The following is a 25,330-nucleotide window of genomic DNA, read 5'->3' as shown; positions in this document are numbered from 1 at the left end:
GAAGTTTTGCAACCTTCCAACTCTACAAAATCCTTCATTAAAAAACAATCGTAAAAACGGCTCCTCTATTTTTTCCTTCGCTAGTAGCGAATAGTTTGCCGCCGTGTCTTTCGATAATTTTTTTGCATAAATACAAACCTAAACCTGTTGAAGTTTCATTAGCAGTACCTAACTTACTCATTTTGGTGAATTTTTTAAAGATCTCTTCTTTATGATTTCTATCAAAACCCAATCCAGAATCTGAAATTGTAAAGTATAGTTTTTCATCTTCTTTAAATACCTTTACTTTCACAATTCCACCTTGGTATGAAAACTTAATGGCGTTTACGATCAAGTTTACTAAAACTTGAGTCATAAAACTTTCATCAATATTTAACAACTCCTTCTCTACTTTAATATCTGTTTCTAACTTTATGTTTTTCTGTAATAGCCTTTGACTCACTTGCTCAACAGCAATAGCAACTATATCATTAATATATAATAATTTGGACTCTTGCGTAATTCGCGTTACTTCGTCTTGCTCTTTTAGTAACTTGATGAAATTTTCGATGTATCGAAATTGCAAATCAGTTGATTGGCAAATTAACTCAGCCAAATTTTTCACCGAATCGGAATTACTTTCTTGAATAATCAATTTAGCAAGTCCCTGTGGATTTCCTGCAAAATTTTTTAAATCGTGAGAAAGCATAAAAATCAAATCTTGTTTTTCTTTGATAAAACTTTCTGTTTCGTAAATCGATTCTTGAATATTTAGCATTAACGTCCCTGCTTCATCCGTGTATTGAATGGGTAAATTAGATAAAACTCTATTTTCTCTATAATTGTCTAAAGCTCGAGAAGCAACCGATATTGGTTTAATTAATTTATTAAGAAGCAACAAGGTTATTCCTGTGGCCAGTAAAGTCATCACTAAAGAAAACAATAAAATTGAGCTGGGTGCAATCGCAGTATTTACATATAAAACAAAAAACAATATGCCAATTAAGGGAATATGAATTCCAACGAAGGCTACAAATAAAAACTTAAAGGCATAACTTTTTTTAAGAAAACTTATTTGCGATAATTTCTGGTAAAACCTCATTGTAGGGCTAATATTAATGAATTAAAGCAGATTTTGGGACAATTTGCTTCAAACAAAGTTAACTTTTAAACAGTCTTAGTATGTTAAAAAAAATATTTTTGCAAAATATTTTTTCTTTTAATTTTAAAAGAGTTTACAAAGGCTTATTTTTGCGGCATGGCAAGAAAAATTACAGACAAAGTTGTCTTTCATCAAATACAAGTCCTTGATGCTGGTGCAAAAGGCGTTTCGGTAGCAAAAGCTCCCGACGGAAAAGTTATTTTTATACCAAATGTTGTTCCTGGTGATGTTGTGGACATTCAAACCTTAAAGAAACGCAAGTCGTATTACGAAGGAAAAGCAGTGAAATTTCACGAATTTTCAGAGCATCGTATCGAACCAATTTGCGATCATTTTGGTGTTTGTGGTGGTTGTAAGTGGCAAAATATGAACTACGAACAACAGCTTTTTTACAAACAAAATGAGGTCAAAAATCATTTGCAACGAATTGGAAAAATTGAACTTCCAGAATTTGAACCAATTTTAGGTTCACAGAAAAAATTTTTCTACAGAAATAAAATGGAGTTTTCTTTTTCAAATAGCCGTTGGCTGACTGAAGAAGAGATAGAAAGCACTGAAGATTTAGGCGACAGAAATGCACTTGGTTTTCATATACCAAAAATGTGGGATAAAATTCTAGACATCCAAAAATGTCATTTGCAAGAAGATCCGTCAAACGCTATTCGCAACGAAGTTCGTGATTTTGCTATAGCTAATAATTTAGAATTTTTTAATCCTCGAGCGCAAGAAGGTTTATTGCGTACTTTGATGATTCGTACTTCTTCTACAGGTGAGCTAATGGTTTTATTTCAGTTTTTTGATAACAATCATGAGCAGAGAGAATTAATACTAGACCACATTTATGAGAAATTCCCACAAATTACATCGTTGCAATTTGTAGTGAATAACAAACAAAACGATACAATATACGATCAAAACATTATTCTATATAAAGGTAGAAACTATATTTTGGAAGAAATGGAAGGTTTAAAATTTAGTATTAATGCTAAATCTTTTTACCAAACCAATTCAGATCAAGCATACGAATTGTACAAAATAACGCGTGATTTTGCTGGACTTACTGGTAACGAAATTGTTTATGATTTGTATACAGGAACAGGAACTATTGCACAATTTGTATCCAAAGAGGCAAAAAAAGTAATTGGTGTAGAAAGTGTTCCAGATGCAATTTTAGATGCAAAAGCAAACGCAGAAAGAAACAGCATCACGAACTGTGAGTTTTTCGTTGGCGATATGAAAGTTGTTTTTAACGACAGTTTTATTGCTCAACATGGTCAACCAGACGTTATTATTACCGATCCACCAAGAGACGGAATGCACAAGGATGTGGTAGAGCAAATCATGAAAATTGCACCCAAAAAAGTAGTCTATGTAAGTTGTAACTCGGCTACACAAGCACGTGATTTGGCACTAATGGATGAAAAATACAAAGTGACTCGTGTGCGTCCTGTAGATATGTTTCCGCAAACGCACCACGTAGAAAACGTTGTCCTTTTAGAACTTCGTTAATTGATAGATTTAGAATGTAAATCTTGTAAAAAAAAGGCAATGAAAAAAACAGTTATTTTTCTTTTAATGGTAGCGTTTTCATTTTCCGGATGTGAAAAAGATGACATATGCGATGCAGATACACCAACGACACCTCGATTGGTAATTTCTTTTTTTGATAGTAATACGCCTGAATTAGCTAAAAAAGTGACCGATCTTAAAGTGATTGGTGACGGAATGGAAGACGGAATTATTTTTAATGAAAATGCAATCGGTGAAGCAAAATTTCGCACCAGCGGAACAAGCATTTCGATCCCATTAAAAACAACAGAAGACAGCTGCAGCTACACTTTTATTTTGAATGATGGTAGTACAAATGCTACGTTGACAAACCAAGATAAAATTGAAGTTTTTTACACCAGAAACAATGTTTATGTTTCTCGTGCGTGCGGCTTTAAAACTATATTTCAACTAGATACACAAAAGCCTTTTTTACGAACTGATGGAGCAAATGCGGATGGCTTTTGGATGAAATCAGTTCGACTTGAAAACCCTAATATTGAATTCGAAAATGAAACACATATCAAAGTATATTTTTAGTATTTGGTTTATTTTTGGATTTTCAGTAGTTCAAGCACAAACTCAAGACACTTTAGCTGTTCCCATCAAAGAAGTAGAAATTACAAATTCTATTTCCAAAAAAGAGACTATAAAAGTTAATACAGATACAATAGCAACAAAAACAGATCGTTATGGCTTGCGCGTTGGTGTCGATTTATACAAATTGACTCGTGGATTATACGACAAGAATTATAAAGGTGTCGAGCTTGTTGGTGATTATCGTTTAACTAAAAGGTATTATTTGGCGGCCGAACTTGGTACTGAAAACAAAACAACAGAAGAAGACAGATTAACTGCGAACGCTACAGGGCAATATATAAAAGCTGGTTTTGATTACAATACGTATGAAAACTGGTTGGACATGGAAAATATTATCTCTGTTGGAATGCGTTATGGTTTTAGTACTTTCAATCAAGAATTAATTGATTATAAAATCTACAATCCAAATCCATACTGGGGAGAAGTTCCTCCATTAGCTTCTGGTCAAAAATATAGCGGCTTAAATGCCAGTTGGATTGAAGTAAATGCTGGCTTAAAAGCAAAAGTATTTAACAATATATTTGTTGGTTTCAGCGTACAGATCAAGGGTTTAGTTACAAATAATGCACCTGTTAATTTTGACAATTTATACATTCCTGGTTTCAACAGAACCTATGACGGAAAATTTGGTATCGGATTTAATTACACCGTTTCGTATTTTATCCCGATTTATAAAAAGAAAATTAAAATAGAACTTGAAGAATAAAAAGAAAGCTGATTCAAAATTGAATCAGCTTTCTTTTTATGATTAGTATTTAAAATACCTGTGCCATTTTATATTTGATCGTTATCCTATTTCTTTAACACCTTTTACAAAAATCCATTTCATAAAAAGTTTCTCTCCATCTTTAGTTTTAGCCGCTTGAAATTTTGGAGACAACAAAGTGCCTATTACAAAAGCAGTCATCGGAACCCAAATCCCAGTTAAATCGGTATACGAGCCTACCAAAAATCGAACTAACATAAATAAGCAGGCAAAGCAGCCCAACTGATATAAAAATGCTCTTATTTGTAATTTTGTCATTTCTTTTCTTTTTTAGTTCAAAGCTACAAAGAAATTAGGGAACCTAATAAGAGCTCAACCTCTTTGTGTCTTCAACTTTTATAAATTTTCTTCAGGAACCTGAAACTTCGTTCTTTTGCTTCCTTCGTACATTTCGTATTTTACCAAACGCGATTCGATACTCGCGTTAAATAGTTTTATTTTTCTCGACGGACGCAATCCTACATGCTTTAACGCATCTAAGTTTCCTGTGATAAACCAAGCGTTTGTTGCTGGGTAGCTTTTTTTCAACGTATCACCAATGCTTTTGTAAAATTCTTCCATATGAATATCCAAACGCTCATCATAAGGTGGATTAAAAACCATATGTAACGTGCCTTGAGTTTGCTTTTCTGTATCAAAAAAGTTTTCTTCCTCGATAGTAATATAATCTTCTAAATTAGCATTTCGAATATTGTCTTTGGCTTTGCTAACCGCACTTGGGGCCTTATCATATCCTTTTATCGTATAATGAAACTCTTTTACTTTTTTCAACAAACTGCTTACAATTTGATCAAATAATTCATTATCCCAATCTTTCCATTTTTCAAAAGCAAATTCTTTACGATTAATATTTGCAGGAATATTACAAGCAATCATCGCTGCTTCTGCCAAAAAAGTCCCTGAACCGCACATGGGATCCAAAAAGTGACCTTGACCTTCCCAACCAGACAATAACAAAACGCCTGCCGCTAAAACTTCGTTTATAGGTGCAATGTTTGTTGCTGTACGGTAACCACGTTGGTGCAATGAATTTCCTGACGTATCTAATGCAACCGAAACTTGGTCTTTATCGATATGAATATTGATTCTTAAATCCGGATATACTTTATCAATACTTGGACGCTGACCTGTACGCTCTCTAAATTGATCGACGATGGCATCTTTACATTTTTGCGAAACAAATTCAGAGTGATTAAAAAACTCCGAATGCACTGTTGCATCAATAACAAAAGTTTGATTGGCATTTAACAATTTAGACCAATTAACTCCCGAGACTCCTTTATATAAAGCTTGTTCATTTTTGGCTCGAAAAGAATAAATTGGTTTTAAAATTTTTAAGGCCGTACGCAAAGACAAGTTTGCTTTGTACATAAATCCCTTATCGCCTTTAAAACTAACCATTCGCACTCCTTTTTCTACATCCTGAGCACCAAGAGCACGCAATTCATTTTCTAATATTTCTTCAAAACCAAAAAAACATTTGGCTATCATTCTAAAATTTTCTTCCATTTTCTTTATTAATTCTAACTATTATACTCAAAACCTATTGAATGTAATATTTCTCTTAAATTATTTTTAAGAATATCATTATTATTTCAATTTCGACAGCGTTTAAAAAATTAATGCTTTTAAATGCTTTGTATGGTACCGAAATAGTTGTTTTCTGCAAAAATACACTAAATTTGCGGGACTTGAATTAATTGAAAAAGAATAAATGTCTGAAGCGCATCATCCGTCCGAAAACAATCCAAATAACGAAACCGAAACTTGGTTTTCTTCTTGGTTTGACACCCCATATTACCACATTTTATATAAAGATAGAAATTACCGAGAAGCTCAAATTTTCATGGACAATTTGACCCATTATCTCAACTTACCCGAAAAAGCAAAAGTATTGGACTTAGCTTGCGGAAAAGGCCGCCATTCTATTTACTTAAGTCAGTTAGGATTTAACGTCTTAGGTGCTGATTTATCTGAAAACAGTATTGCTGAAGCGAGTAAAAATGACAACGAAAACTTGCATTTTAAGGTACACGATATGCGCCAGCCATTTGATGAGAAATTTGACGCAATTTTCAATTTATTTACCAGTTTTGGCTATTTTGAAAATGACGAAGACAATCTTACTACTTTAATCGCAATCAAGGATAGCTTAAGTGAATACGGTTTTGCTGTTATTGATTTTATGAACGTACACCAAGTTTTAAACACTTTGGTTCCCGAAGAAATTAAAACAGTTGAAGGTATTGATTTTCACATCAAGAGATATTTGTTAGACGGTCATATTTTTAAAGAAATTGATTTTGAAGAGGACGGAAATAAATATCATTTTACTGAAAAAGTAAAAGCCCTGACACTTAAAGATTTTGAAGAATTGATGGAAGAGGCAGGTATTTTTCTACTGGATACTTTTGGAGATTATAAGCTTAAAAAGTTCCATAAAACAGAAAGTGAACGTTTAATAATGATTTTTAAGTAGCTTTTTTACAGTTTCAAAAACTGAATAAAAAACTTAAATTTTTCTTGACGATTGAAAATTAGTAGTGTTTAAAAACAACACCTGTATTACGATGAATTACCTTTTACCTTTACTTTCTGTGCTTTTAGGGTATATTTTTGCTCTGATTATCAAGCCTAAAAACAAAAGCAATTTAAAATTATTACTTGCTTTTAGCGGTTCGTTTTTACTTTCATTAACAGTAATGCACTTGCTTCCAGAAGTATATGAAGGTCACGATCACAATACTGGTTTGTTTATTATGCTTGGAATTTTATTTCAAATCATACTCGAATTTTTTTCTAAAGGAGCTGAACACGGACACGTGCACGGAAAACCAATTATGAATCAAATTCCGTGGCTGTTATTTATCAGTTTGTGTATTCATGCTTTTTTAGAAGGCTTTCCGGTTGGTCATCACCATGATTTGGCGATAGGAATTGCAATTCATCACTTGCCAATTGCGATAATTTTAACTACTTTTTTCATCAATGCAGAACTGAACAAAAAAGCCATTTTTGCCTTCATGATTACCTTTGCCTTAATGACACCTCTTGGTACAGTGGCCTCTGATTATTTTACTTTTTTAAATGATTATTACACTCAAATTACTGCGGTTGTAATCGGAATTTTATTTCATATCTCCTCCACCATTATTTTTGAAAGTAGTGAAGGACATAAATTTAATATTGCCAAAGTTTCTATGATTATCTTAGGAATTGTGTTGGCCTATGTTTTGTAAATGAAACCAAAAAAATAATTCTACTGTAATTAATTCTTAAAAAATGTACTGTAAAAACGTAAGTCAAAAAATTACTTAGATTAAAAGTTTAGTTATTGAATTTACAACAGCACTACTTTTTAAGTTATTGTAAGTTTTTTATCGCTTTAAATTGATTTATAATCGCTTTAAATTTGCAAACGTTTTTATTATACTTTTATTTTAAAAATACTTATTTTTAAATGAGTTACTACCTTTTAAACTTCGATCATCCTTTGTAACTTTGCATCTTCAAAAGACAAAAAATGACTTTCACTAAAACGACCGAACAAGCTTCCAAATACGAACATTTAGAGCAAATGTCTGTTCACGAATTGTTGATAAATATCAATAACGAAGACAAAACTGTTCCTGATACAGTCGAAAAAGCAATTCCACAAATAGAAAAAATTATTGAACAAGTTATTCTTAAATTAAAAAAAGGCGGTCGCTTGTTTTATATTGGCGCAGGTACTTCTGGACGTTTAGGAGTTGTGGATGCCTCGGAATGTCCGCCGACATTTGGTGTATCATTTGACTTGGTTGTTGGTATCATTGCGGGTGGTGATACTGCCATTCGCCGAGCGGTAGAAAATGCCGAAGACGATCCTGATCAAGCGTGGTTAGATTTGCAAGCAAAAAATATTACGACCAAAGATGTAGTTATTGGAATAGCAGCTTCGGGAACCACACCATACGTTATTGGTGGTTTAGAAATGTGCAACGCTAACGGAATTGTTACTGGAAGTATTTCTTGCAATGCTGGTAGTCCACTTTCTCAAACCGCTCAGTTTCCTGTTGATGTGGTGGTTGGTCCAGAATTTATCACTGGAAGCTCTCGCATGAAAGCAGGAACTGCACAGAAACTGGTACTGAATATGATTACGACAGCAGCGATGATACAGCTTGGAAAGGTCAAAGGTAACAAAATGGTCGATATGCAATTGAGCAATGCTAAATTGGTCGATCGCGGTGTTAAAATGATCATGGGCCTAATTCCTGTTTCGTACGACGAAGCAAATGTACTTTTAGACAAATATGGCAGCGTAAGAAAAGCTGTTGAAAACTATAATTTGCAAGAGTAATTGTGCAAGAGACACAAAACTTCTAGAAAGATTACTATATTTTGGTTTTATAACTTTAAAATAAAAAATGGCAACAAATAAAAACTTGATCAGCAAAGGAGTGAAATTTTTAACAGGTGCATTGCCTCTGCTTTTTTTAGGCCCAGTTCTCATTTACAATGCTTTCATGAATAAACACACGAATTGGCATTACCTTATTTTAGGAATCGGAATTGTAGCTTGTTTCGCGGCCGTGTTCCTAATGTTTAAAGGTCTACAAACGATTATGAAAGCGCTTTTTAACGATTAATTTTTACAATAAAAACCATGGAAAATCTACTTCACGTTCAGAAAACTTTTGAAAAAGTAACTTATACTGATAAAATCATCAATAATAGGGAGTTTGAAGATTGTGTGTTTAAAAACTGTGATTTTTCAAATAGTAACTTCGCAAACAACACCTTTATGGATTGCGAATTTATTGATTGCAATTTATCGATGATGAATGTAATGGGAACCAGTTTAAAAAATGTTTCCTTTAAATACTGCAAGGTATTAGGCATTCACTTTAACGAGTGTGACGATTTTTTATTTCAAGTTCAATTTGAAGAATCTACTTTGGATTATGCCATTTTTACCAATAAAAAAATGCCGAAAACAAAATTCCTACATTGCTCTATGCAAGAAGTTACTTTTGTAGGCACGACATTAACCAATAGTATTTTTGAAAACTGCAATTTAGAAGGAGCGATTTTTAACGATACACAATTGGCTGGCGCTGACTTTAAAACTGCATACAACTATAAAATCGATCCCGAATTTAATCCGATGAAGAAAGCTAAATTTTCAACACAAGGTTTAGATGGTCTTTTAGACAAATACGATATTAAAATTGTGTAATTATGGAAGCAAATGCATCGTATTTAGAAAGCGTTAGCAAACAGTTTTTATACTACAAAACGCTAGGAGAAAAAGCCATACACCAACTAGAACCCGAACAACTTTTTACTGCCGCAAACGAAGATTCAAACAGTATTGCAACCATCATTAAACATCTTGCTGGAAATATGCTCTCGCGTTGGACTGATTTTTTGACTACAGATGGCGAAAAAGAGTGGCGCAACAGAGATGTTGAGTTTGAAAATGATTTAAAAACGAAAGAAGCAGTGCTAGAGCTTTGGGAAAAAGGTTGGAATTGCCTTTTTAACACCCTAAATTCACTTCAGCCACAAAATCTTTCAACAATTGTTTACATTCGAAATGAAGGACATTCTGTAATTGAGGCAATTAACAGACAATTAGCACATTACCCCTATCACATTGGTCAAATTGTATTTTATGCCAAACAAATTAAAAAAGAGAATTGGTACAGTTTGTCTATTTCAAAAAACAATTCGCAGAATTACAATAACGAAAAGTTTGCAAGAGACAAAGAAATGAAGAACTTTACCGATGACGAATTGAAACGATTACAATAAAGTACACTAACAACTTTTGCTTATAGGCATAAAACCCTAGCCCTGATAGCAGCGAAAATCCTTTTTTACGGCTTTTTACCGAAAAAAAGATTGCAGTGCATAGCAGGAAAAAGCTCCAAAAAAACATTAAAATGAAAAGATTAATTGCCTTTATTCCGCTTTTTGCATTGCTTTCATGTTATCAAACAGAGCACAATTGTAAAGAATTTAAAACAGGAAAATTTAAGTTTGAACATAAAGTGGATGGTGTGACTAAAACGACACTTTTTGAGCGTAAAGATCATATTGAAATCGAGACTTTTGAAGGCAAAACCGATACAGCATCAATACGCTGGGTAAGCGATTGCGAATATATTTTGAAGAAATTGAATCCAAAAAACAAAGCAGAAGAAAAGTCGATTGGAATGAAAATATTAACGACTCAGAAAGATTCGTATACATTTGAATTTGGATTAATTGGATCGGATCAAAAACAACACGGAAAAGTAACCCGCATTGTAGAATAATCTATTTATTTTTGCGCAGTATTTTAATTAATCTCTAAAAACGAATGGAAGTATTTTTAAATCCGGATGCATGGGTTGCATTGTTAACGTTGACTTTTCTAGAAATTATCTTAGGAATTGACAACATCATTTTTATCTCGATTGTCACTGGTAAATTACCAGAAGAGGAACGCAAAAAAGCCACTAGAATTGGTCTCTTTTTAGCGATGTTCATGCGTATTGCCTTGCTTATGGGAATTTCCTATTTGATTGCAATGAAAAAGCCATTGTTTAGTGTTGATTGGGGCTGGTTTTCGGCCGATTTTACCGGTCAAGCCGTGATCTTATTTGGCGGAGGATTATTTTTGATTTACAAGAGTACGAAGGAAATTAGTGAAAAAGTCGATCATAAAGGAGAAGAAGAAATAACGTTAAAAACGGCGGCTAAAAAGACGTTCTCGAATGTTATTGTTCAAATCTTACTAATTGACTTGATTTTTTCTGTCGATTCTATTTTAACAGCTGTAGGAATGACCAATGGTGTGACCGGAGCGTTAACGATTATGATTACTGCTGTAGTTATTTCGGTTGCAGTAATGATGATTTTTGCGGTTCCTGTTGGGAATTTTGTCAATGCAAATCCTTCTATTCAAATTTTGGGACTTTCGTTCTTAATTTTAATTGGATTCATGTTAATTACAGAAAGTATGCACTTGTCGAACGCGAATTTGTTAGAAGAGCATATTGGCGCAATTCCGAAAGGATATCTCTATTTTGCTATAGCCTTCTCGGTTGCGGTCGAGTTTGTGAATATGAAAATGAGGAAAAGAACATAGTTCAAGATATTTTTTTAAAAAGCTCCAGAATGGGGCTTTTTTTATTTTATTTTTTAGCTTTACTTGATTTAAAAGAACGCATTACAATGAAAAATACAATTTCGCAAAGGGTAGCCGATTTTTTAAAAAGCTTCCCTCCTTTTACATTTTTGCAACAAAGAGATTTGGAGCAATTATCCGAACAAATTTCGATTGTTTATAAAGAGAAAGATGCTGTTATTTTTGCTGAAAATGACAAAACGCACGATTGTTTTTATGTAGTGCACAAAGGAGCTGTTGCCTTAAAAAAGAGTCACACCAGTGATATTTTGGACATGTGTGATGAAGGAGATATTTTTGGATTACGTCCTCTTTTAGCACAAGAAAATTATGTGATGGAAGCACGCGCTTACGAGGAAAGTATTTTATACTCCATTCCCATTGCTATCTTTAAACCCTTTGCCCAAGAAAATAAAGCGATTGGAAATTTTTTGATTGAAAGTTATGCTTCCAACACCAAAAATCCATATTCTGATATTCATAAGGATAATTTGTATGGTGAACTTTTGGAGCATGAAAAACATTCTGATAAAGAAATATTTGATCTACAACCAGTTAAGTATTCAAAAAAAATTGTAACCTGCAGTCGCTTAACTACGGCTAAACAAATTGCTCAACTATTAACGGAGAAGAAAGTTGGAGCAATTTTAATTGTTGATGAAAACTTACCCGTGGGTATTATTACCGATAAAGATTTAAGAAATAAAATCGTTACGGGAGAATTTCCTATAATCACTCCTGCCGAAACAATAATGACTTCGCCTGTACTCACTTATCCGAAAAAATTAACGGTAACTGAGGCGCAAATGGCAATGATGAAAGGTAATATTAGTTATTTGTGCATCACCAAAGATGGAACACCCAACACCAAATTAGTCGGTGTTTTGTCTAAACACGATTTAATGCTAACACTTGGTAATAATCCTGCGGTATTAATTAAGGCGTTGAAAAGAGTGAGAAAAATTAAAGAAATTAAACCCATTCGCGCTCGAATTACACAATTGTTGCAAGGTTATTTAGATCAAAATATTCCGATGCAATTGATCGCTAAAATTATAACCGAATTAAACAATGCTTGTATTACGCGAGTAATCGAAATTTCGATGAAAAAAATGAGCGGTCCACCGCCACTTAGATTTGCTTGGTTGGCGTTAGGAAGTCAAGGAAGAAGCGAACAAATGTTGCACACCGATCAAGACAATGCAATCGTTTATGAAAATGTTTCTGAGGATCTTTCAGTAGAAACTAAATCTTACTTTTTACGATTTGCTGTGTTGGTCAATAAAGGATTGCTCCATATTGGTTACGATTATTGTCCCGCCGAAATGATGGCTTCGAATCCAAAATGGTGCCTGAGTTTAGACGATTGGAAAGATCAGGTGCAGTATTGGGTTACCAATCCAGGTAAAGATGAAGTCTTACTGTCCTTTATCTTTTTTGATTACAGTTTAACGTATGGCGATTCTAAAATTGTAAACGAATTGTCTGAATCTATATTTGAAATCGTTAAAGAAAGTCCAGATTTTTACCGACATTTGGTTAGTGGTGCGCTTCAAAACCCTTCTCCGACTGGCTTTTTTAGACAATTTTTAGTAGAACAAAATGGAGCGAATAAGGATCAATTTGATGTAAAACGAAGAGCTTTAATGCCGTTAACTGATGCTGCTCGAGTTTTAATTCTATCTCATTCAGTAAAATCGATAAGCAATACTGCCGAACGTTTTGAGAAATTAGCTGATCTAGAACCTCAAAATTCTGAATTATTTTTGTCTTGTGCCTATTCATTTAAAGCGCTATTAAAATTTAGAACCAAGCAAGGATTGTTACACAATGATTCTGGACAATTTATTGCGTTAGAAACACTTTCAAAAACTGAAAAAATAAAACTAAAAAGTACGTTTAAAACTATTAAGGAACTGCAGGAATTAATTTCAATTCGATTTAATAATGCGAATATATTAGGATAAAGTTATGAGCTTATTAGATAAACTAAAATTTTGGAAAACTCGAGAAGCAGAAATTGCTATTGAATTACAGCTTCCAATAAACGAGTGTCGCTTTGTTGTTTTAGATACCGAAACTACTGGTTTTGATTATGAAAAGGATCGCATTTTATGCGTTGGCGCTCTTGTATTACAAAACGAAACCATTAATTTGCAAACTGGTTTTGAGCACTATATGGATCAGGATATTTACAACAGTAATGCAGCACAAATTCACGGAATCTTAAGAAGTGATGTTTTAGACCATCGATCCGAATTACAAGTATTACAGTTGCTTTTGGATTATGTGGGAGATTCTATACTTGTTGCACATCATGCTAATTTTGACGTTACCATGATTAACAAGGCATTGGAGCGAAATGGTTTGCCTAAATTAAAGAACAGGATTTTAGACACCGCTATTTTATATAAAAAGACATTACTAAAATCGCATTTGTTTGAGCGCAAAGAGCATTATACTTTGGATGATCTTGCTGATAAATTTGACATTTCAAAAAAAGACCGTCACACTGCTATGGGCGATGCTTATATTACGGCCATTGCTTTTTTAAAAATTATAAAGCGTTTACAAGACAATAAGGAAACGGTGTTGGCTGATTTGTTTGCCTAACATCTTGAAATTATATACCTACCACTGAATTTTACAATTTAGTAATACAAAACTGCTTATTTGGTAGCAATTATAAAAAACTAGCTTAACATCTGTTTTGTTTTCGAGCAATAGCTTTGCTTCAAATAAAAAACAAAACAAAATGAAATGTAATTTTTTAAAATCGACCGCTTTAGCAGCAGTTACGAGTCTAGTGGTATTAAGTTGTCAAAATGATGACACGAACGGCGCTACTGCTGTGAATCCACAGATTGACTTTACTTCTCAATCCAAAATTCCACCTTTTGTATATGCAATGGGTGGTTTTGAAAATCTTAAGATCAGTACGCTACTCACTAGTGCCGATGTATTGCCTGAATCTCCTTCTTTTATTTATGGAGCGCAACCTGATGGCGCTGGATTAATGAAGGATCCAAATAGCGAAGGCTATATTTTAATTACTAATCATGAAATACTGCAATCGGTGTCTCGAGTGTACTTGGATAAAACCTTTAAACCTGTAAAAGGAGATTACCTTGTAGATGGTATTGGTGGTTTAACTCGCTTGTGCTCCGCCACACTTGCTACACCACAAATTCATGGATTTGGTCCTCTTTTTTTAACTGCTGGCGAAAGCGGTCAGGAAAGTATGGTACACGGAATCGATCCGCTAGGTTCCTCAACTGACAAAAGTAGAAAAGACAGAGTTTTACCTGCTCTAGGAAAAGCAAGTATGGAAAATGCGGTGCCCTTACCTAAAGAAGCATATCCTGGAAAAACAATCATTATGATAGGAGAAGACCAATCGTATTCGACTGCACATGCGAGTGCTGGACAACTAATTATGTACATGAGCAATACAATTGGTGATTTATCTAATGGTAAATTATATGCCTTAAAAAGAGCAGATGGCAATCAGGTAGAAACCAATATAACGTTAAACAATTCCTATCCTGTTTCGTTTGTTGAAATTCCGAATGCTAAGAACTTAACTGGTGCAGAAATTAACACCACTGTAAATGCCTTGGGTGCGATTCGCTTCTCTAGAGTGGAAGATGTGGATTATCGAAAAGGAAGCGCCAGTAACAATAGAGAAGTATATTTTACTGCAACTGGTCAATCATCTGCTAATAATCCAGTAGAAGGATTTACGATGTGGGGAAGAGTTTATAAATTGAAAATGGATGCGACTAATCCGTTGAAAGGAACTTTGGAATTGGTAGTTGAAGGTGACAGTACTCCAGGAACCGGAATCATTAATCCAGATAATATTTGTGTGACTGAAAACTACGTGTACATTCAAGAAGACGGTGACAGTTATTATGCCGATGCGAAACACGATTCGTACATCTGGCAGTACAATATTGCATCCAAACAAAATAAACCTTGGTTAAATATGAATCATAAAAGAACAGATGCAGCTTGGAATGCTTCTTATAATCAGTCGGGTGAAATGCGTTTTGGAAGTTGGGAATTTGGCTCAATGGAAGATATCTCAAACATAATTGGAGTTCCAAATACGTTTACAGTAAACATTCATTCCCACACTTGGCAACTTGATGCCTTCAAAAACGCTGATGGATCAGGAATAAACAAAAACAAAGAAGGTGGACAAACCGTTATTATTAGAAATGTAGAACGTTAACACTATCTCTTAAAAACAATTTTCAACCCTTATTATTTTGATAGGGGTTGTTCTCTTTTAAAATAATATGATACAACTCAAACACTATATTTCACTACTAATTTTTTGTACTATTTTCTCTTGCAAAGAAAACCAACCGTCAAAAACGACTGTTAAGCAAGATTTAATCATTGATTTGAACAAATTAAACAATGAAATGCTACAATTTCAAAAAATTGTAACTGCAAACCAATCAAAGGCTGAAATTATTGCTCAATTTAAAAAATCGCGTTTGGCATATAAAAAAGTAGAATGGGCAGTTGAGTATTTTATGCCAGAAACTGCACGATTTATGAATGGCCCCGCCTTGGATGAACTGGAATTAGAAGAAAATCGAGCTTTTGAACCGCATGGATTTCAGGTCATGGAAGAACTTATTTATCCAGAATATAGAATTCAAAATAAAGAAGATTTAATACGGGAAACCACTATTTTTTTATCCAATATTAAACAATTAAAAAACACTTTTGAAGTAATTACCATGAGTGATGAATATGTTTTACATGCACTTCAGCAAAATGTATTTCGAGTAATTTCTTTAGGAATCACTGGTTTTGACAGTCCTCTTTTACAATCTTCCATTCCAGAAGCAGGCGAAAGTTTAAGTGACATTCCTAACACACTTGAAAAAATTAATAAAGGCAGTAAAATAATATTTGATTTAAAAAAGCTAACTCAAAAAGCAAATCAGTACTGCAAAGAAAACAATGATTTTAACGCTTTCGACCGAGCCATTTTTATCACACACTATCTGAATCCGATTTCCAGAAAATTAAAAGCTTTTCAGGATGAACAACAACTTAAAAACGTAAAAAAAAGCAGTCCGTTGAAAGCTAGTGTCGCCACCTTATTCGATAAAGATGCGTTTGATGTTAATGCATTTGTACTTTCAGAAGAATATAATTTTACGAAAGAAAAAGCAACTTTAGGCGAAAAATTATTTTATGATACTAATTTGTCTAAGAATAACGATCGAAGTTGTGCGACTTGCCATCATCCTGAAAAAGCATTCACTGACGGATTGCAAACCAATGTTGCGCTCAATGGCAGCACTTTAATGCGAAACACGCCTACTCTAACCTATTCTTCTTTACAAAATGCACAATTTTGGGACATGCGCCAATTGGATTTAGAAAAACAAAGTCTAGCTGTAATTGAAAATAAAGATGAAATGCACGGTTCTTTAAAAGACATTCACGCACAGATCTTACTAAATGACGTCTATACTACGCTTTTCAAAAAAGCATATCCAAAAACAGCCGAGACAGAAGCTTGGCAAATTCAGAATGCTATTGCAAGCTTTGTAAGATCCTTAAACGCTTTCGATTCAAAATTCGATTTATATATGAGAGGAGATGAAAACATTCTTAGCAATCAGGAAATTAAAGGAATGAATCTTTTTATGGGCAAAGCAAAATGCGCAACCTGCCATTTTACTCCTTTGTTTAACGGAACAGTTCCTCCTAATTATGCTAAAACAGAACATGAAGTAATTGGTACTCCGAACGATGCTTCTAGTGCAAAAATAAGTCCAGATGTTGGTCGTTACCTTTATAATAAATTGCCGCAACTTGTTGGGGCTTTTAAAACACCGACGGTACGAAATAGTAATGTTACTGCACCATATATGCATAATGGCGTTTTTAAAACTTTAGAAGAAGTAGTCGATTTTTACAACAAAGGCGGCGGCAAAGGACTGGGATTAAAAGTTGACAACCAATCGCTCCCTTTTGACGAATTAAATTTAACTAAAATAGAAGAACATGCGATTGTTGCCTTTATGAAAACTCTTACCGACAAAAAGTACCAACAATAAATTCAAATTAAGATTATAGTACATGCAAAAAGCGCTGAAAAATTCTCAGCGCTTTTTTATTTTTTAATCTAAAACTAAACCGATTTGACCGTCATCTTCGAGTTGGGTTTCTACATCAGAATCAGGAATAGCAATTGATTCTTCTATCTCTTCTTCGGGCTCATCATACGGCAACGGTTCTAACAAATTGACTTGTTTTAATTTATCTGCCGTTAATTGATTTCCTAACGCTTTAAAACCTTTTACCGCTATAAATTCTTCAATCTCAACATTCAAATTATCTTTTTGAACTCCTTTTACTTTTGCAAAAACAATTTCAGCCACTGGGCGATAATCCGTAGAAACGATTTCAAGTTGCGAATTTGGATGTTCGGTTATAAAGCTTTCTTCTTTACCTTCATTCTCTACTAAAAAACGTTTTACATAATACCTTGCTTTTTCACCTTCATAGTAAATTGCCGAAATTGGTTTTTTGGGAATCCATTTTTCCAAGATAATCATATCTTCTTCAAAATGAGTCGATAATTCTGGAATAATAACTTTGACTTTACCGGCTTGACTGATGATTAGAATTTTATCATTGGGTTTAAATTCTCCCAATAATTCCCCTCGACCATCCACGTTTAAACGTTTTACGGTATCATCAAACCAAACTTTTCTTGGTAATAAAGTCGAAATTCCTTTCTCTTTTAGTTCGATTTTTTTGATTGGATATTTCGTCGCCAAATTCCCTTTAGATGCACGCCCTTTTATCGCTAAATTGGCAAAATCAACGTCAAATTTCAATTTTTTAATGCTTCCCACCTGACGTAAAATAATCGTTATTACTTCTGCTTCTCCATTCGGATTATGAGAAAAGTACACAACTTGTGAACCAGTGCTTCCGTTGGTTAAATCGTATAATTTATCTCTTGTAACTCCAGAAACATTGAATCGTTTCAAGTAAGATGGACCTGATTTTCCATCCCGATACAGCATATTGTAAATGGTGCGCTTGTCGCTTTTATCAAAAATAGCAATGTGAATAATATCTTTACCCACAAACGTTTTAGCATCTACTTTGGTAATCATCATTTTACCATCACGTAAAAACACAATTACATCGTCAATATCCGAGCAATCCGTCAGGTATTCGTCTTTCTTCAAACTCGTTCCTACAAATCCTTCTTCGCGATTTACATATAATTTTGTATTTCGCAGCACTACTTTAGTCGCTTCGATATCATCAAAAATGCGTAACTCGGTTTGACGCTCGCGACCTTTGCCATATTTTTCTTTTAATTTAGAAAAATAAGCAATTGCAAAATCTATCAAATTGGCTAAATGATGTTCTACTTCTTTCATTTCGTCCTCTAATCTAGCGATTACATCATCGGCTTTATCAGAATCAAAACGAGTAATACGAATCATCGGGATTTGCGTTAATCGATTCAAATCTTCATCGTTAATTTCTCTAACAAATGAAGCTTTAAAAACTTCAAATCGATCATATAAATAGTTATACAATGATTCTCTATCTCCGTACAATTTGAAATCAATATACATTTCTTCACGGATGAAGATTTTTTCTAAAGTAGAAAAATGCCATTTATTTTTTAGTTCTTCTAGCTGTATTTCTAATTCCTGACGAAGTAAATCAGAGGTTCTTTCGGTCGAAATTTTCAGCATTTCAGAAACCCCAATAAACAACGGTTTATTGTCTTCGATAATACAACCCAAAGGCGCAATTGAAGTTTCACAAGCAGTAAATGCGAATAATGCATCGATGGTTTTATCAGGAGAAACGCCTGGAAAAAGATGAATTAGAATCTCTACATCGGCCGCAGTATTGTCTTCAATTTTCTTGATTTTGATTTTGCCTTTGTCGTTGGCTTTCAAAATACTATCAATTAATGTCGTTGTATTGGTCGAAAACGGAATTTGCGTAATCACCAGTGTATTTTTGTCCAGTTGCGAAATTTTCGCGCGTACACGCACACGTCCTCCACGAAGTCCATCGTTATAATTAGAAATATCGGCTATACCTTGGGTAACGAAATCGGGATAAATTGTAAACGCTTTACCTTTTAAAATTTTAATCGACGCATCTATCAATTCATTGAAATTATGTGGCAATACTTTCATGGAAAGTCCAACTGCAATTCCTTCTGCTCCTTGTGCTAAAAGCAACGGAAACTTTACCGGAAGATTGTTTGGTTCAGCACGACGACCGTCATATGAAACGCCCCAATCAGTAATTTTTGGCGAATACAAAACTTCCAAAGCAAACTTAGACAACCGCGCTTCAATGTAACGAGAAGCCGCCGCACCGTCACCAGTTAAGATGTTTCCCCAGTTTCCTTGACAGTCAATTAATAAATCTTTTTGACCAATTTGCACCATAGCGTCACCAATACTCTGATCTCCGTGCGGATGATACTGCATGGTGTGGCCCACAACATTGGCTACTTTATTGTATCGACCATCATCCAACTCTTTTAAAGAGTGCATGATGCGACGTTGAACAGGTTTAAATCCGTCCTCAATGGCAGGAACAGCACGTTCTAGAATAACGTACGACGCATAATCCAAAAACCAATCTTTGTACATACCGGTTACTTTGGTAATGGTATCCCCGTCTTCATTATTATTTTCGTAAAAATGTCCGCCCTCAAAGTGCTTCGCTTCTACTTCAATAATTTCTTCCTCATGAATTTCTTCTTGATTTTCATCAATAGAATTTTCTTCAGAATTATTTTCTTCGTTATTTGGAATGCTGTTATCGTCTTCTTCGTCTTTCATTTATTGTGCTTCGGGAATTATTTTATTTAACCTGAAATTTAACTATTCTATATTTAAGGGAATTCTTTTTAATCGTCTCTGTTTTTATTCCTTTTGTAAAAAGTTTGTCCCACTCTTTGTATGTGTTCTTTTAGACTATCTGAATTTAAATTACTGTAAACTGAATTATCAAATTTATATGGAATATAACTATCATATAAGTCTTGCCACAATTTATCGCAATCTGATTTTGTAGGTTCTCCCAAAATAGTTAAATCAATATCAGATCCCTCTCTGCAAGTTCCTTTAGCACGTGAACCGTAAATTACCACTTCGTCGATAGAAGTGCAATTTTCTAATATTTCTAGAATTTCACGATAACTTTTAGGCTTGAAACCAAAAATTACAAATAAGTTTTCATTTTATTTTCAAACTCGATAAAAGCGGCAACATATTCGTTTAAAATAACTTCTAAAATCACTACGATTTCAGATTTTCCATACCTTAAACTTCTTCAACTGCATCCAATTCAACTTTCAAATTTTTGATAATAAATTCCTGTCGATCTGGCGTATTTTTTCCCATATAAAAGGATAATAATTGCTCTATAGACGTGTTTTTATCCATCATAATAGGTTCTAATCGAATGGTATCTCCAATGAAATTTTTAAACTCATCGGGCGAAATTTCACCTAAACCTTTAAATCGAGTAATCTCTGGTTTTGGTTTTAATTTTTCGATTGCAGCTCTACGCTCTTCGTCAGAATAGCAATAAATCGTTTCCTTTTTATTTCGAACTCTAAACAGTGGCGTTTGTAAAATATACAAATGGCCTTCTTTGATTAACTCTGGAAAAAACTGAAGAAAAAAGGTAATCAATAACAATCGAATGTGCATTCCATCGACATCGGCATCGGTCGCAATTACGATATTATTGTAACGCAATTTTTCTAAACCATCTTCGATATCCAAAGCGGCTTGCAATAAATTGAATTCTTCGTTTTCATACACAATTTTTTTGCTCATTCCGTACGAGTTCAAAGGCTTTCCTCTCAAACTAAAAACGGCTTGTGTATTTACATCTCTCGACTTTGTAATCGATCCCGAAGCCGAATCTCCCTCGGTAATAAACAGCGTACTTTCTAAATTTCGACTGTTTTTAGTGTCGGGAAGGTGCGCACGACAATCTCTTAATTTTTTATTGTGAAGATTCGCTTTTTTAGCACGATCGGTCGCTAATTTTCGAATTCCTGATAATTCTTTACGCTCGCGCTCTGCTTGCAAAATTTTACGCAACAAGGCTTCAGCAGTCGGCGGATTTTTATGTAAATAGTTGTCTAATTTGGTTTTAATAAAGTCGTTGATAAAAGTACGAACCGAAACGGCAGGCGTTCCATCATCAGAACCCATATCCATCGAACCCAATTTGGTTTTAGTTTGCGATTCAAAAACAGGTTCCATAACCTTGATGCTGATCGCACTCACAATCGATTTACGAACGTCTGATGCTTCGAAACTTTTGTTGTAAAACTCTCGAATCGTCTTTACAATTGCTTCTCTATAAGCCGCCAAGTGTGTTCCTCCTTGTGTAGTATTTTGACCGTTTACAAAAGAGTGGTATTCTTCGCTATATTGTGTTTTACTGTGTGTTAACGCGATTTCGATATCGTGATCTTTCAAATGAATAATCGGATATTCTAAATCGTCGGCACTAATGGTTTCTTCTAATAAATCTCTAAGACCATTTTCCGAAAGATACTTTTCTCCGTTAAAAATAATCGTCAAACCATTGTTCAAGTAACAATAGTTTTTGACCATTTTGATCACATATTCTAATCGAAATTTAAAATTTTTAAAAATTGATTCGTCTGGCGTAAAAGTTACTTTAGTTCCTTTTCGCTTTGTTGTAGTAATTATTTCTTCTTCTAAAACTAAATTACCTGCAGAGAACTCGGCTGCTTTTTGTTTATCATCACGAACCGATTCTACACGAAAATAATCAGACAACGCATTTACTGCTTTTGTTCCTACTCCATTTAATCCTACTGATTTTTGGAAGGCTTTAGAATCATACTTTCCACCGGTATTCATTTTTGAAACCACATCGACCACTTTTCCCAGCGGAATCCCACGACCGTAATCGCGAACTGTAACTACTTTTTCCTTAATTGTAACTTCGATTGTTTTTCCTGCACCCATAACGAATTCATCGATACAGTTGTCCAAAACCTCTTTAAGCAAAATGTAAATACCGTCATCGGGAGAAGATCCGTCTCCTAACTTTCCGATATACATACCGGGACGCATACGAATATGTTCTTTCCAGTCGAGTGAACGAATATTATCTTCCGTGTACTGATTTTGCTCTAACATAAATGAATTTGGATTTTTTGCTAATGTACTATATATCGATAAAAGATAAAAGTCAATTTTTTAAAGTTACCCATAATTTGCACTAAAAAAGCATAAAAAGCGTTCCTTAAAAAATTGACTCAATAAAAATATAAAAAAACTGTTTTTATACAAAAAAATTAATGTTCAATTCCTAAAACCTGCTGCGCCAAAGCAATCATTTTTGGTGTTCCAGTATGTTTGTTTTTCTCATCCGATAATTTTACTACTCCTTCCCAATGGCTATTTTCGGGTTTTGTATCAGTCAGTTTAATTACCATATTCATTGGTCGTAAACCTACGTCGTTACTAAAATTGGTTCCGATCCCAAATGACATTTTTATTTTTCCTCTACAGAAATCGGCTATTACTTTTACCTTTTCAAAATTTAAAGAATCAGAAAACACAATAATTTTTGATTTAGGGTCAATTCCCATTTGTTCGTAATGTGCAATTGTCTTTTTTGCAAATTCAATTGGGTCGCCGCTATCGTGACGCACACCATCAAAAAGTTTAGAATATTTTTTATTGAATTGTTCTAAAAAAACATCTGTAGTGTAGGTATCTGTAAGTGCAATTCCGAGGTCACCTTGATACACTTTAGTCCAGTTTTCAAGACTAATCGCGTTAGCTACTTTAAAACCATACTGCGCCGCATGAAACATAAACCATTCGTGTGCATGTGTTCCCGATGGTTTTCTGTTTTGCAACATGGCCAAATGCACATTACTTGTTCCTAAAAAACTAGTAGAACCAAAAGTATCCAAAGTTTCATTAACCAAACGATGCACTTTGTAAGAATGGCGGCGACGCGTTCCAAATTCTAAAATAACCACACCTAAAGCATTGTAATTTTCAATTTTTTCTTTGGTTATTCGTTTTACTTCCTCATCATCCACTCGAACTAAATCTTGCTGGGCCAAATAAAAAAGTTCAGAAATTAATGCCATCAAAGGAACTTCCCATAAAATAGTTCGGTACCAATACCCCTCGATAATCACTTTTAGCTCGCCCTCATGTTGTTCGATTTTCACTTCGGTTGGGTCGTACTGATACCCTTGTAGAAAATCTAAATAAGTCGGATCTAAATATGGACAATTGTCTGCTAGAAATTTCTTTTCTTGCACGGTTAATTTTAAATGTACCATGGCATCTACAGCTTCACGAAGTAAAACGGCAAAATTAGCAGGAAAAACGTGCTTGCCGCGATTGATAAAAGCATAGCGAACTTTTACATTTGGGAAAAGCTTAATGACAGCGTGCTGCATTGTAAACTTGTAAAAATCATTATCTAAAATAGAATGTAATTGTACTGAAGTCATATATTTTTAAAAATTATCGGCAATCAATTTTTCGAGTGCTGTTCGCAATTCAATATTACTAATTTCTTCTTTTTCAAGGTCAAAATTATCATTAAAATTCGGTAAAGAATAGGTCGCTTTTATATCAGCTGCAAACCTAGGAAAAGCATTATTGGCAATATCTAAAACCGATGCTCCACCACGCGCTCCAGGCGAAGTAGCCATTAACAACATTTCTTTATCTGCAAAAATATTCTTGGTAATTCGAGAGCACCAATCCAAAATATTTTTGAAAGCAACCGAGTAATTTCCGTTATTCTCCGCTAAAGAAACTACAACACAGTCGGCTGTTGCTAATTTATCCAAAAAAGCCTGTGCCAACTTATGCTGACCAATGTTTTCTTCTAAATCCACGCCAAATAAAGGCATTTCATAATCGTTTAAATCTAATATTTCGACTTGTGCGTTTTTGAATAAATTTGCCGTATAAGTCGCTAGTTTTTTATTGATGGAGTTTTTACTATTGCTTCCTCCAAAGGCTATTATTTTCATGCTTTAGTCGTTTTGGTTTTTGGATCAATCTCAATAATTTGTTTTTTAATTTCGACTGAGTATTTGTTTGGACGAATGTCACCACCATATGTATGGGCGTAAATTTTTGTAAACTCTGCCCCAAAGTACAGAATTATAGCCGAATAATAAACCCAAACCAATATAATTATAACTGATCCTGCAGCGCCATAAACAGAGGCAACCGTAGAGCTTCCTAGATAATACCCGATAGCAAATTTGCCTATCATAAACAAAACAGCCGTAAATGAAGCACCAATTAGCGCATCTTTCATCCGTATAATTCCGTCTGGTAAGGTTCTAAAAATGATCGTGAATAAAAACGTTATGGTAGCAAAAACGAAGAAGATATTTAACGAATAGAAAAAGTAAAATGAGCTGTCTGGGAAATACAGTTTTATACGGTCGCTTACTAAATCTAATACAGTATTTAACAGCAAACTCACCAACATTAAAAATCCAACCGAAACAATCATCGAAAAAGACATCAAGCGATTTTGAATGAATTTTTTGATTCCTTTATTGGGTTTAGCACTAATGCCCCAAATAAAATTGATAGAACTCTGAATTTCAGCAAAAACCCCTGAAGCTCCAATGATTAACATAATAACCCCAAAAATAGATACAAAAACATTACTATCAGACAACGTAACATTTTTGATGGCGTCTTGAATTTGAAGCGCAGCATCATTTCCAACCATCCCTCTAATTTGACCGTATAACTGTCCAGCAACTGCTTCTTGTCCGAAAAAAAAGCCGCAAATTGTAATTATGATAATCAGTAAGGGCGGCAATGCAAAAATAGTATAGTACGACAAAGCAGCACTCAATTTGATTGCGTTATCATCTACAAAAGCCAATGCAGCATCTTTTAAAAGATGGAATGATTTCTGAAAAGAATTTTTTATTTTCAAGGTTTTCAATTTACAGTTACGTTCAAATATAATTAATTAAAATGTTTGAAAAAATGAATGTCTTGTAATTGTGGAAATTATGTAAAAG

The 25,330-nt window shown here is 34.1% G+C and carries 24 protein-coding genes; 15 read left to right on the top strand and 9 right to left on the bottom strand.

All coding sequences use genetic code 11. The features are described from left to right. Positions 1-37 precede the first annotated feature (37 nt). Positions 38-1,081, bottom strand: coding sequence for a sensor histidine kinase KdpD (locus AP058_RS01865; protein WP_066306217.1), 1,044 nt, complete (start codon positions 1,079-1,081; stop codon positions 38-40). A 156-nt stretch (positions 1,082-1,237) separates the two neighbouring features. On the opposite strand from AP058_RS01865, the gene rlmD reads away from it, so the two are divergent. Genes rlmD through AP058_RS01850 form a run of 3 tightly spaced genes read left to right on the top strand, consistent with a single transcriptional unit; the run spans position 1,238 to position 3,995 of the window. Beyond that, entirely contained in the window at positions 1,238-2,650 is a 1,413-nt protein-coding gene (gene rlmD / locus AP058_RS01860) for a 23S rRNA (uracil(1939)-C(5))-methyltransferase RlmD (protein ID WP_066306215.1), read from the top strand. Between the two features lie 39 nt (positions 2,651-2,689). Beyond that, the gene (locus tag AP058_RS01855; RefSeq protein WP_066306327.1) at positions 2,690-3,229 is read left to right on the top strand and encodes a DUF6452 family protein; all 540 of its coding nucleotides are present in this window, start codon (positions 2,690-2,692) and stop codon (positions 3,227-3,229) included. Beyond that, complete coding sequence (locus AP058_RS01850; RefSeq protein ID WP_066306213.1) at positions 3,201-3,995, top strand: DUF6048 family protein; 795 nt, start codon at positions 3,201-3,203, stop codon at positions 3,993-3,995. Before AP058_RS01855 ends, AP058_RS01850 begins: the two co-directional genes overlap by 29 nt. Positions 3,996-4,076: 81 nt before the next feature. On the opposite strand, the gene AP058_RS01845 is transcribed toward AP058_RS01850, so the two are convergent. Further along, the gene (locus AP058_RS01845; RefSeq protein WP_066306210.1) at positions 4,077-4,313 is read right to left on the bottom strand and encodes a hypothetical protein; all 237 of its coding nucleotides are present in this window, start codon (positions 4,311-4,313) and stop codon (positions 4,077-4,079) included. A gap of 78 nt (positions 4,314-4,391) precedes the next feature. Beyond that, on the bottom strand, positions 4,392-5,564 hold the full coding sequence (locus AP058_RS01840; protein WP_066306207.1) for a class I SAM-dependent RNA methyltransferase: 1,173 nt from the start codon (positions 5,562-5,564) through the stop codon (positions 4,392-4,394). A gap of 205 nt (positions 5,565-5,769) precedes the next feature. Between AP058_RS01840 and AP058_RS01835 the strand changes: the two genes are divergently transcribed. The 12 genes from AP058_RS01835 (at position 5,770) to AP058_RS01780 (ending at position 17,306) form a co-directional block, all read left to right on the top strand. Next, positions 5,770-6,534 (top strand): bifunctional 2-polyprenyl-6-hydroxyphenol methylase/3-demethylubiquinol 3-O-methyltransferase UbiG, encoded by a 765-nt coding sequence (locus tag AP058_RS01835; protein ID WP_066306199.1) that lies wholly within the window; start codon positions 5,770-5,772, stop codon positions 6,532-6,534. Between the two features lie 91 nt (positions 6,535-6,625). Continuing rightward, positions 6,626-7,294 (top strand): ZIP family metal transporter, encoded by a 669-nt coding sequence (locus AP058_RS01830; RefSeq protein ID WP_066306194.1) that lies wholly within the window; start codon positions 6,626-6,628, stop codon positions 7,292-7,294. Positions 7,295-7,578: 284 nt separating this feature from the next. Next, the gene (gene murQ / locus AP058_RS01825) at positions 7,579-8,397 is read left to right on the top strand and encodes an N-acetylmuramic acid 6-phosphate etherase (protein WP_066306193.1); all 819 of its coding nucleotides are present in this window, start codon (positions 7,579-7,581) and stop codon (positions 8,395-8,397) included. A 67-nt stretch (positions 8,398-8,464) separates the two neighbouring features. Beyond that, on the top strand, positions 8,465-8,686 hold the full coding sequence (locus tag AP058_RS01820; RefSeq protein ID WP_066306190.1) for a DUF6095 family protein: 222 nt from the start codon (positions 8,465-8,467) through the stop codon (positions 8,684-8,686). Between the two features lie 17 nt (positions 8,687-8,703). Then, positions 8,704-9,276, top strand: a complete 573-nt coding sequence (locus tag AP058_RS01815) for a pentapeptide repeat-containing protein (RefSeq protein ID WP_066306188.1) — start codon at positions 8,704-8,706, stop codon at positions 9,274-9,276. A gap of 2 nt (positions 9,277-9,278) precedes the next feature. Then, entirely contained in the window at positions 9,279-9,854 is a 576-nt protein-coding gene (locus tag AP058_RS01810; protein WP_066306186.1) for a DUF1572 family protein, read from the top strand. A gap of 131 nt (positions 9,855-9,985) precedes the next feature. Continuing rightward, on the top strand, positions 9,986-10,360 hold the full coding sequence (locus tag AP058_RS01805; RefSeq protein WP_066306185.1) for a DNA topoisomerase IV: 375 nt from the start codon (positions 9,986-9,988) through the stop codon (positions 10,358-10,360). A gap of 44 nt (positions 10,361-10,404) precedes the next feature. After that, the gene (locus tag AP058_RS01800) at positions 10,405-11,175 is read left to right on the top strand and encodes a TerC family protein (protein WP_066306178.1); all 771 of its coding nucleotides are present in this window, start codon (positions 10,405-10,407) and stop codon (positions 11,173-11,175) included. A gap of 86 nt (positions 11,176-11,261) precedes the next feature. Continuing rightward, positions 11,262-13,181 (top strand): DUF294 nucleotidyltransferase-like domain-containing protein, encoded by a 1,920-nt coding sequence (locus tag AP058_RS01795; protein ID WP_066306326.1) that lies wholly within the window; start codon positions 11,262-11,264, stop codon positions 13,179-13,181. A gap of 4 nt (positions 13,182-13,185) precedes the next feature. Beyond that, positions 13,186-13,827 (top strand): PolC-type DNA polymerase III, encoded by a 642-nt coding sequence (locus tag AP058_RS01790; RefSeq protein WP_066306176.1) that lies wholly within the window; start codon positions 13,186-13,188, stop codon positions 13,825-13,827. Between the two features lie 142 nt (positions 13,828-13,969). Continuing rightward, positions 13,970-15,451, top strand: coding sequence for an alkaline phosphatase PhoX (locus AP058_RS01785; protein ID WP_066306173.1), 1,482 nt, complete (start codon positions 13,970-13,972; stop codon positions 15,449-15,451). A 67-nt stretch (positions 15,452-15,518) separates the two neighbouring features. Continuing rightward, the gene (locus tag AP058_RS01780; protein WP_066306171.1) at positions 15,519-17,306 is read left to right on the top strand and encodes a cytochrome-c peroxidase; all 1,788 of its coding nucleotides are present in this window, start codon (positions 15,519-15,521) and stop codon (positions 17,304-17,306) included. Positions 17,307-17,369: 63 nt separating this feature from the next. Here the strand turns inward: AP058_RS01780 and AP058_RS01775 are convergent, their stop codons facing one another. The 6 genes from AP058_RS01775 to AP058_RS01750 form a co-directional block, all read right to left on the bottom strand. Next, complete coding sequence (locus AP058_RS01775) at positions 17,370-20,087, bottom strand: DNA gyrase/topoisomerase IV subunit A (RefSeq protein WP_066306170.1); 2,718 nt, start codon at positions 20,085-20,087, stop codon at positions 17,370-17,372. Between the two features lie 68 nt (positions 20,088-20,155). After that, positions 20,156-20,437: a nucleotidyltransferase domain-containing protein gene (locus AP058_RS17305; protein ID WP_369815126.1), complete on the bottom strand. Its 282-nt coding sequence runs from the start codon at positions 20,435-20,437 to the stop codon at positions 20,156-20,158. 133 nt (positions 20,438-20,570) lie between these two features. Further along, a complete protein-coding gene (locus AP058_RS01765) occupies positions 20,571-22,439 on the bottom strand; it encodes a DNA topoisomerase IV subunit B (RefSeq protein WP_066306162.1) in 1,869 nt (622 codons plus the stop codon). Positions 22,440-22,597: 158 nt separating this feature from the next. Then, on the bottom strand, positions 22,598-23,779 hold the full coding sequence (pncB, locus tag AP058_RS01760) for a nicotinate phosphoribosyltransferase (protein ID WP_066306159.1): 1,182 nt from the start codon (positions 23,777-23,779) through the stop codon (positions 22,598-22,600). 6 nt (positions 23,780-23,785) lie between these two features. Then, positions 23,786-24,310: an NADPH-dependent FMN reductase gene (locus tag AP058_RS01755; RefSeq protein ID WP_066306154.1), complete on the bottom strand. Its 525-nt coding sequence runs from the start codon at positions 24,308-24,310 to the stop codon at positions 23,786-23,788. Beyond that, complete coding sequence (locus tag AP058_RS01750; protein ID WP_066306323.1) at positions 24,307-25,242, bottom strand: YihY/virulence factor BrkB family protein; 936 nt, start codon at positions 25,240-25,242, stop codon at positions 24,307-24,309. Before AP058_RS01750 ends, AP058_RS01755 begins: the two co-directional genes overlap by 4 nt. Positions 25,243-25,330: the final 88 nt, after the last annotated feature.

Source organism: Flavobacterium sp. TAB 87 (assembly GCF_001529295.1).
Classification (GTDB): Bacteria; Bacteroidota; Bacteroidia; order Flavobacteriales; family Flavobacteriaceae; genus Flavobacterium.
Note: the sequence above shows the minus strand (reverse complement) of the source record. Positions and strands in the feature narration are given on the sequence as shown.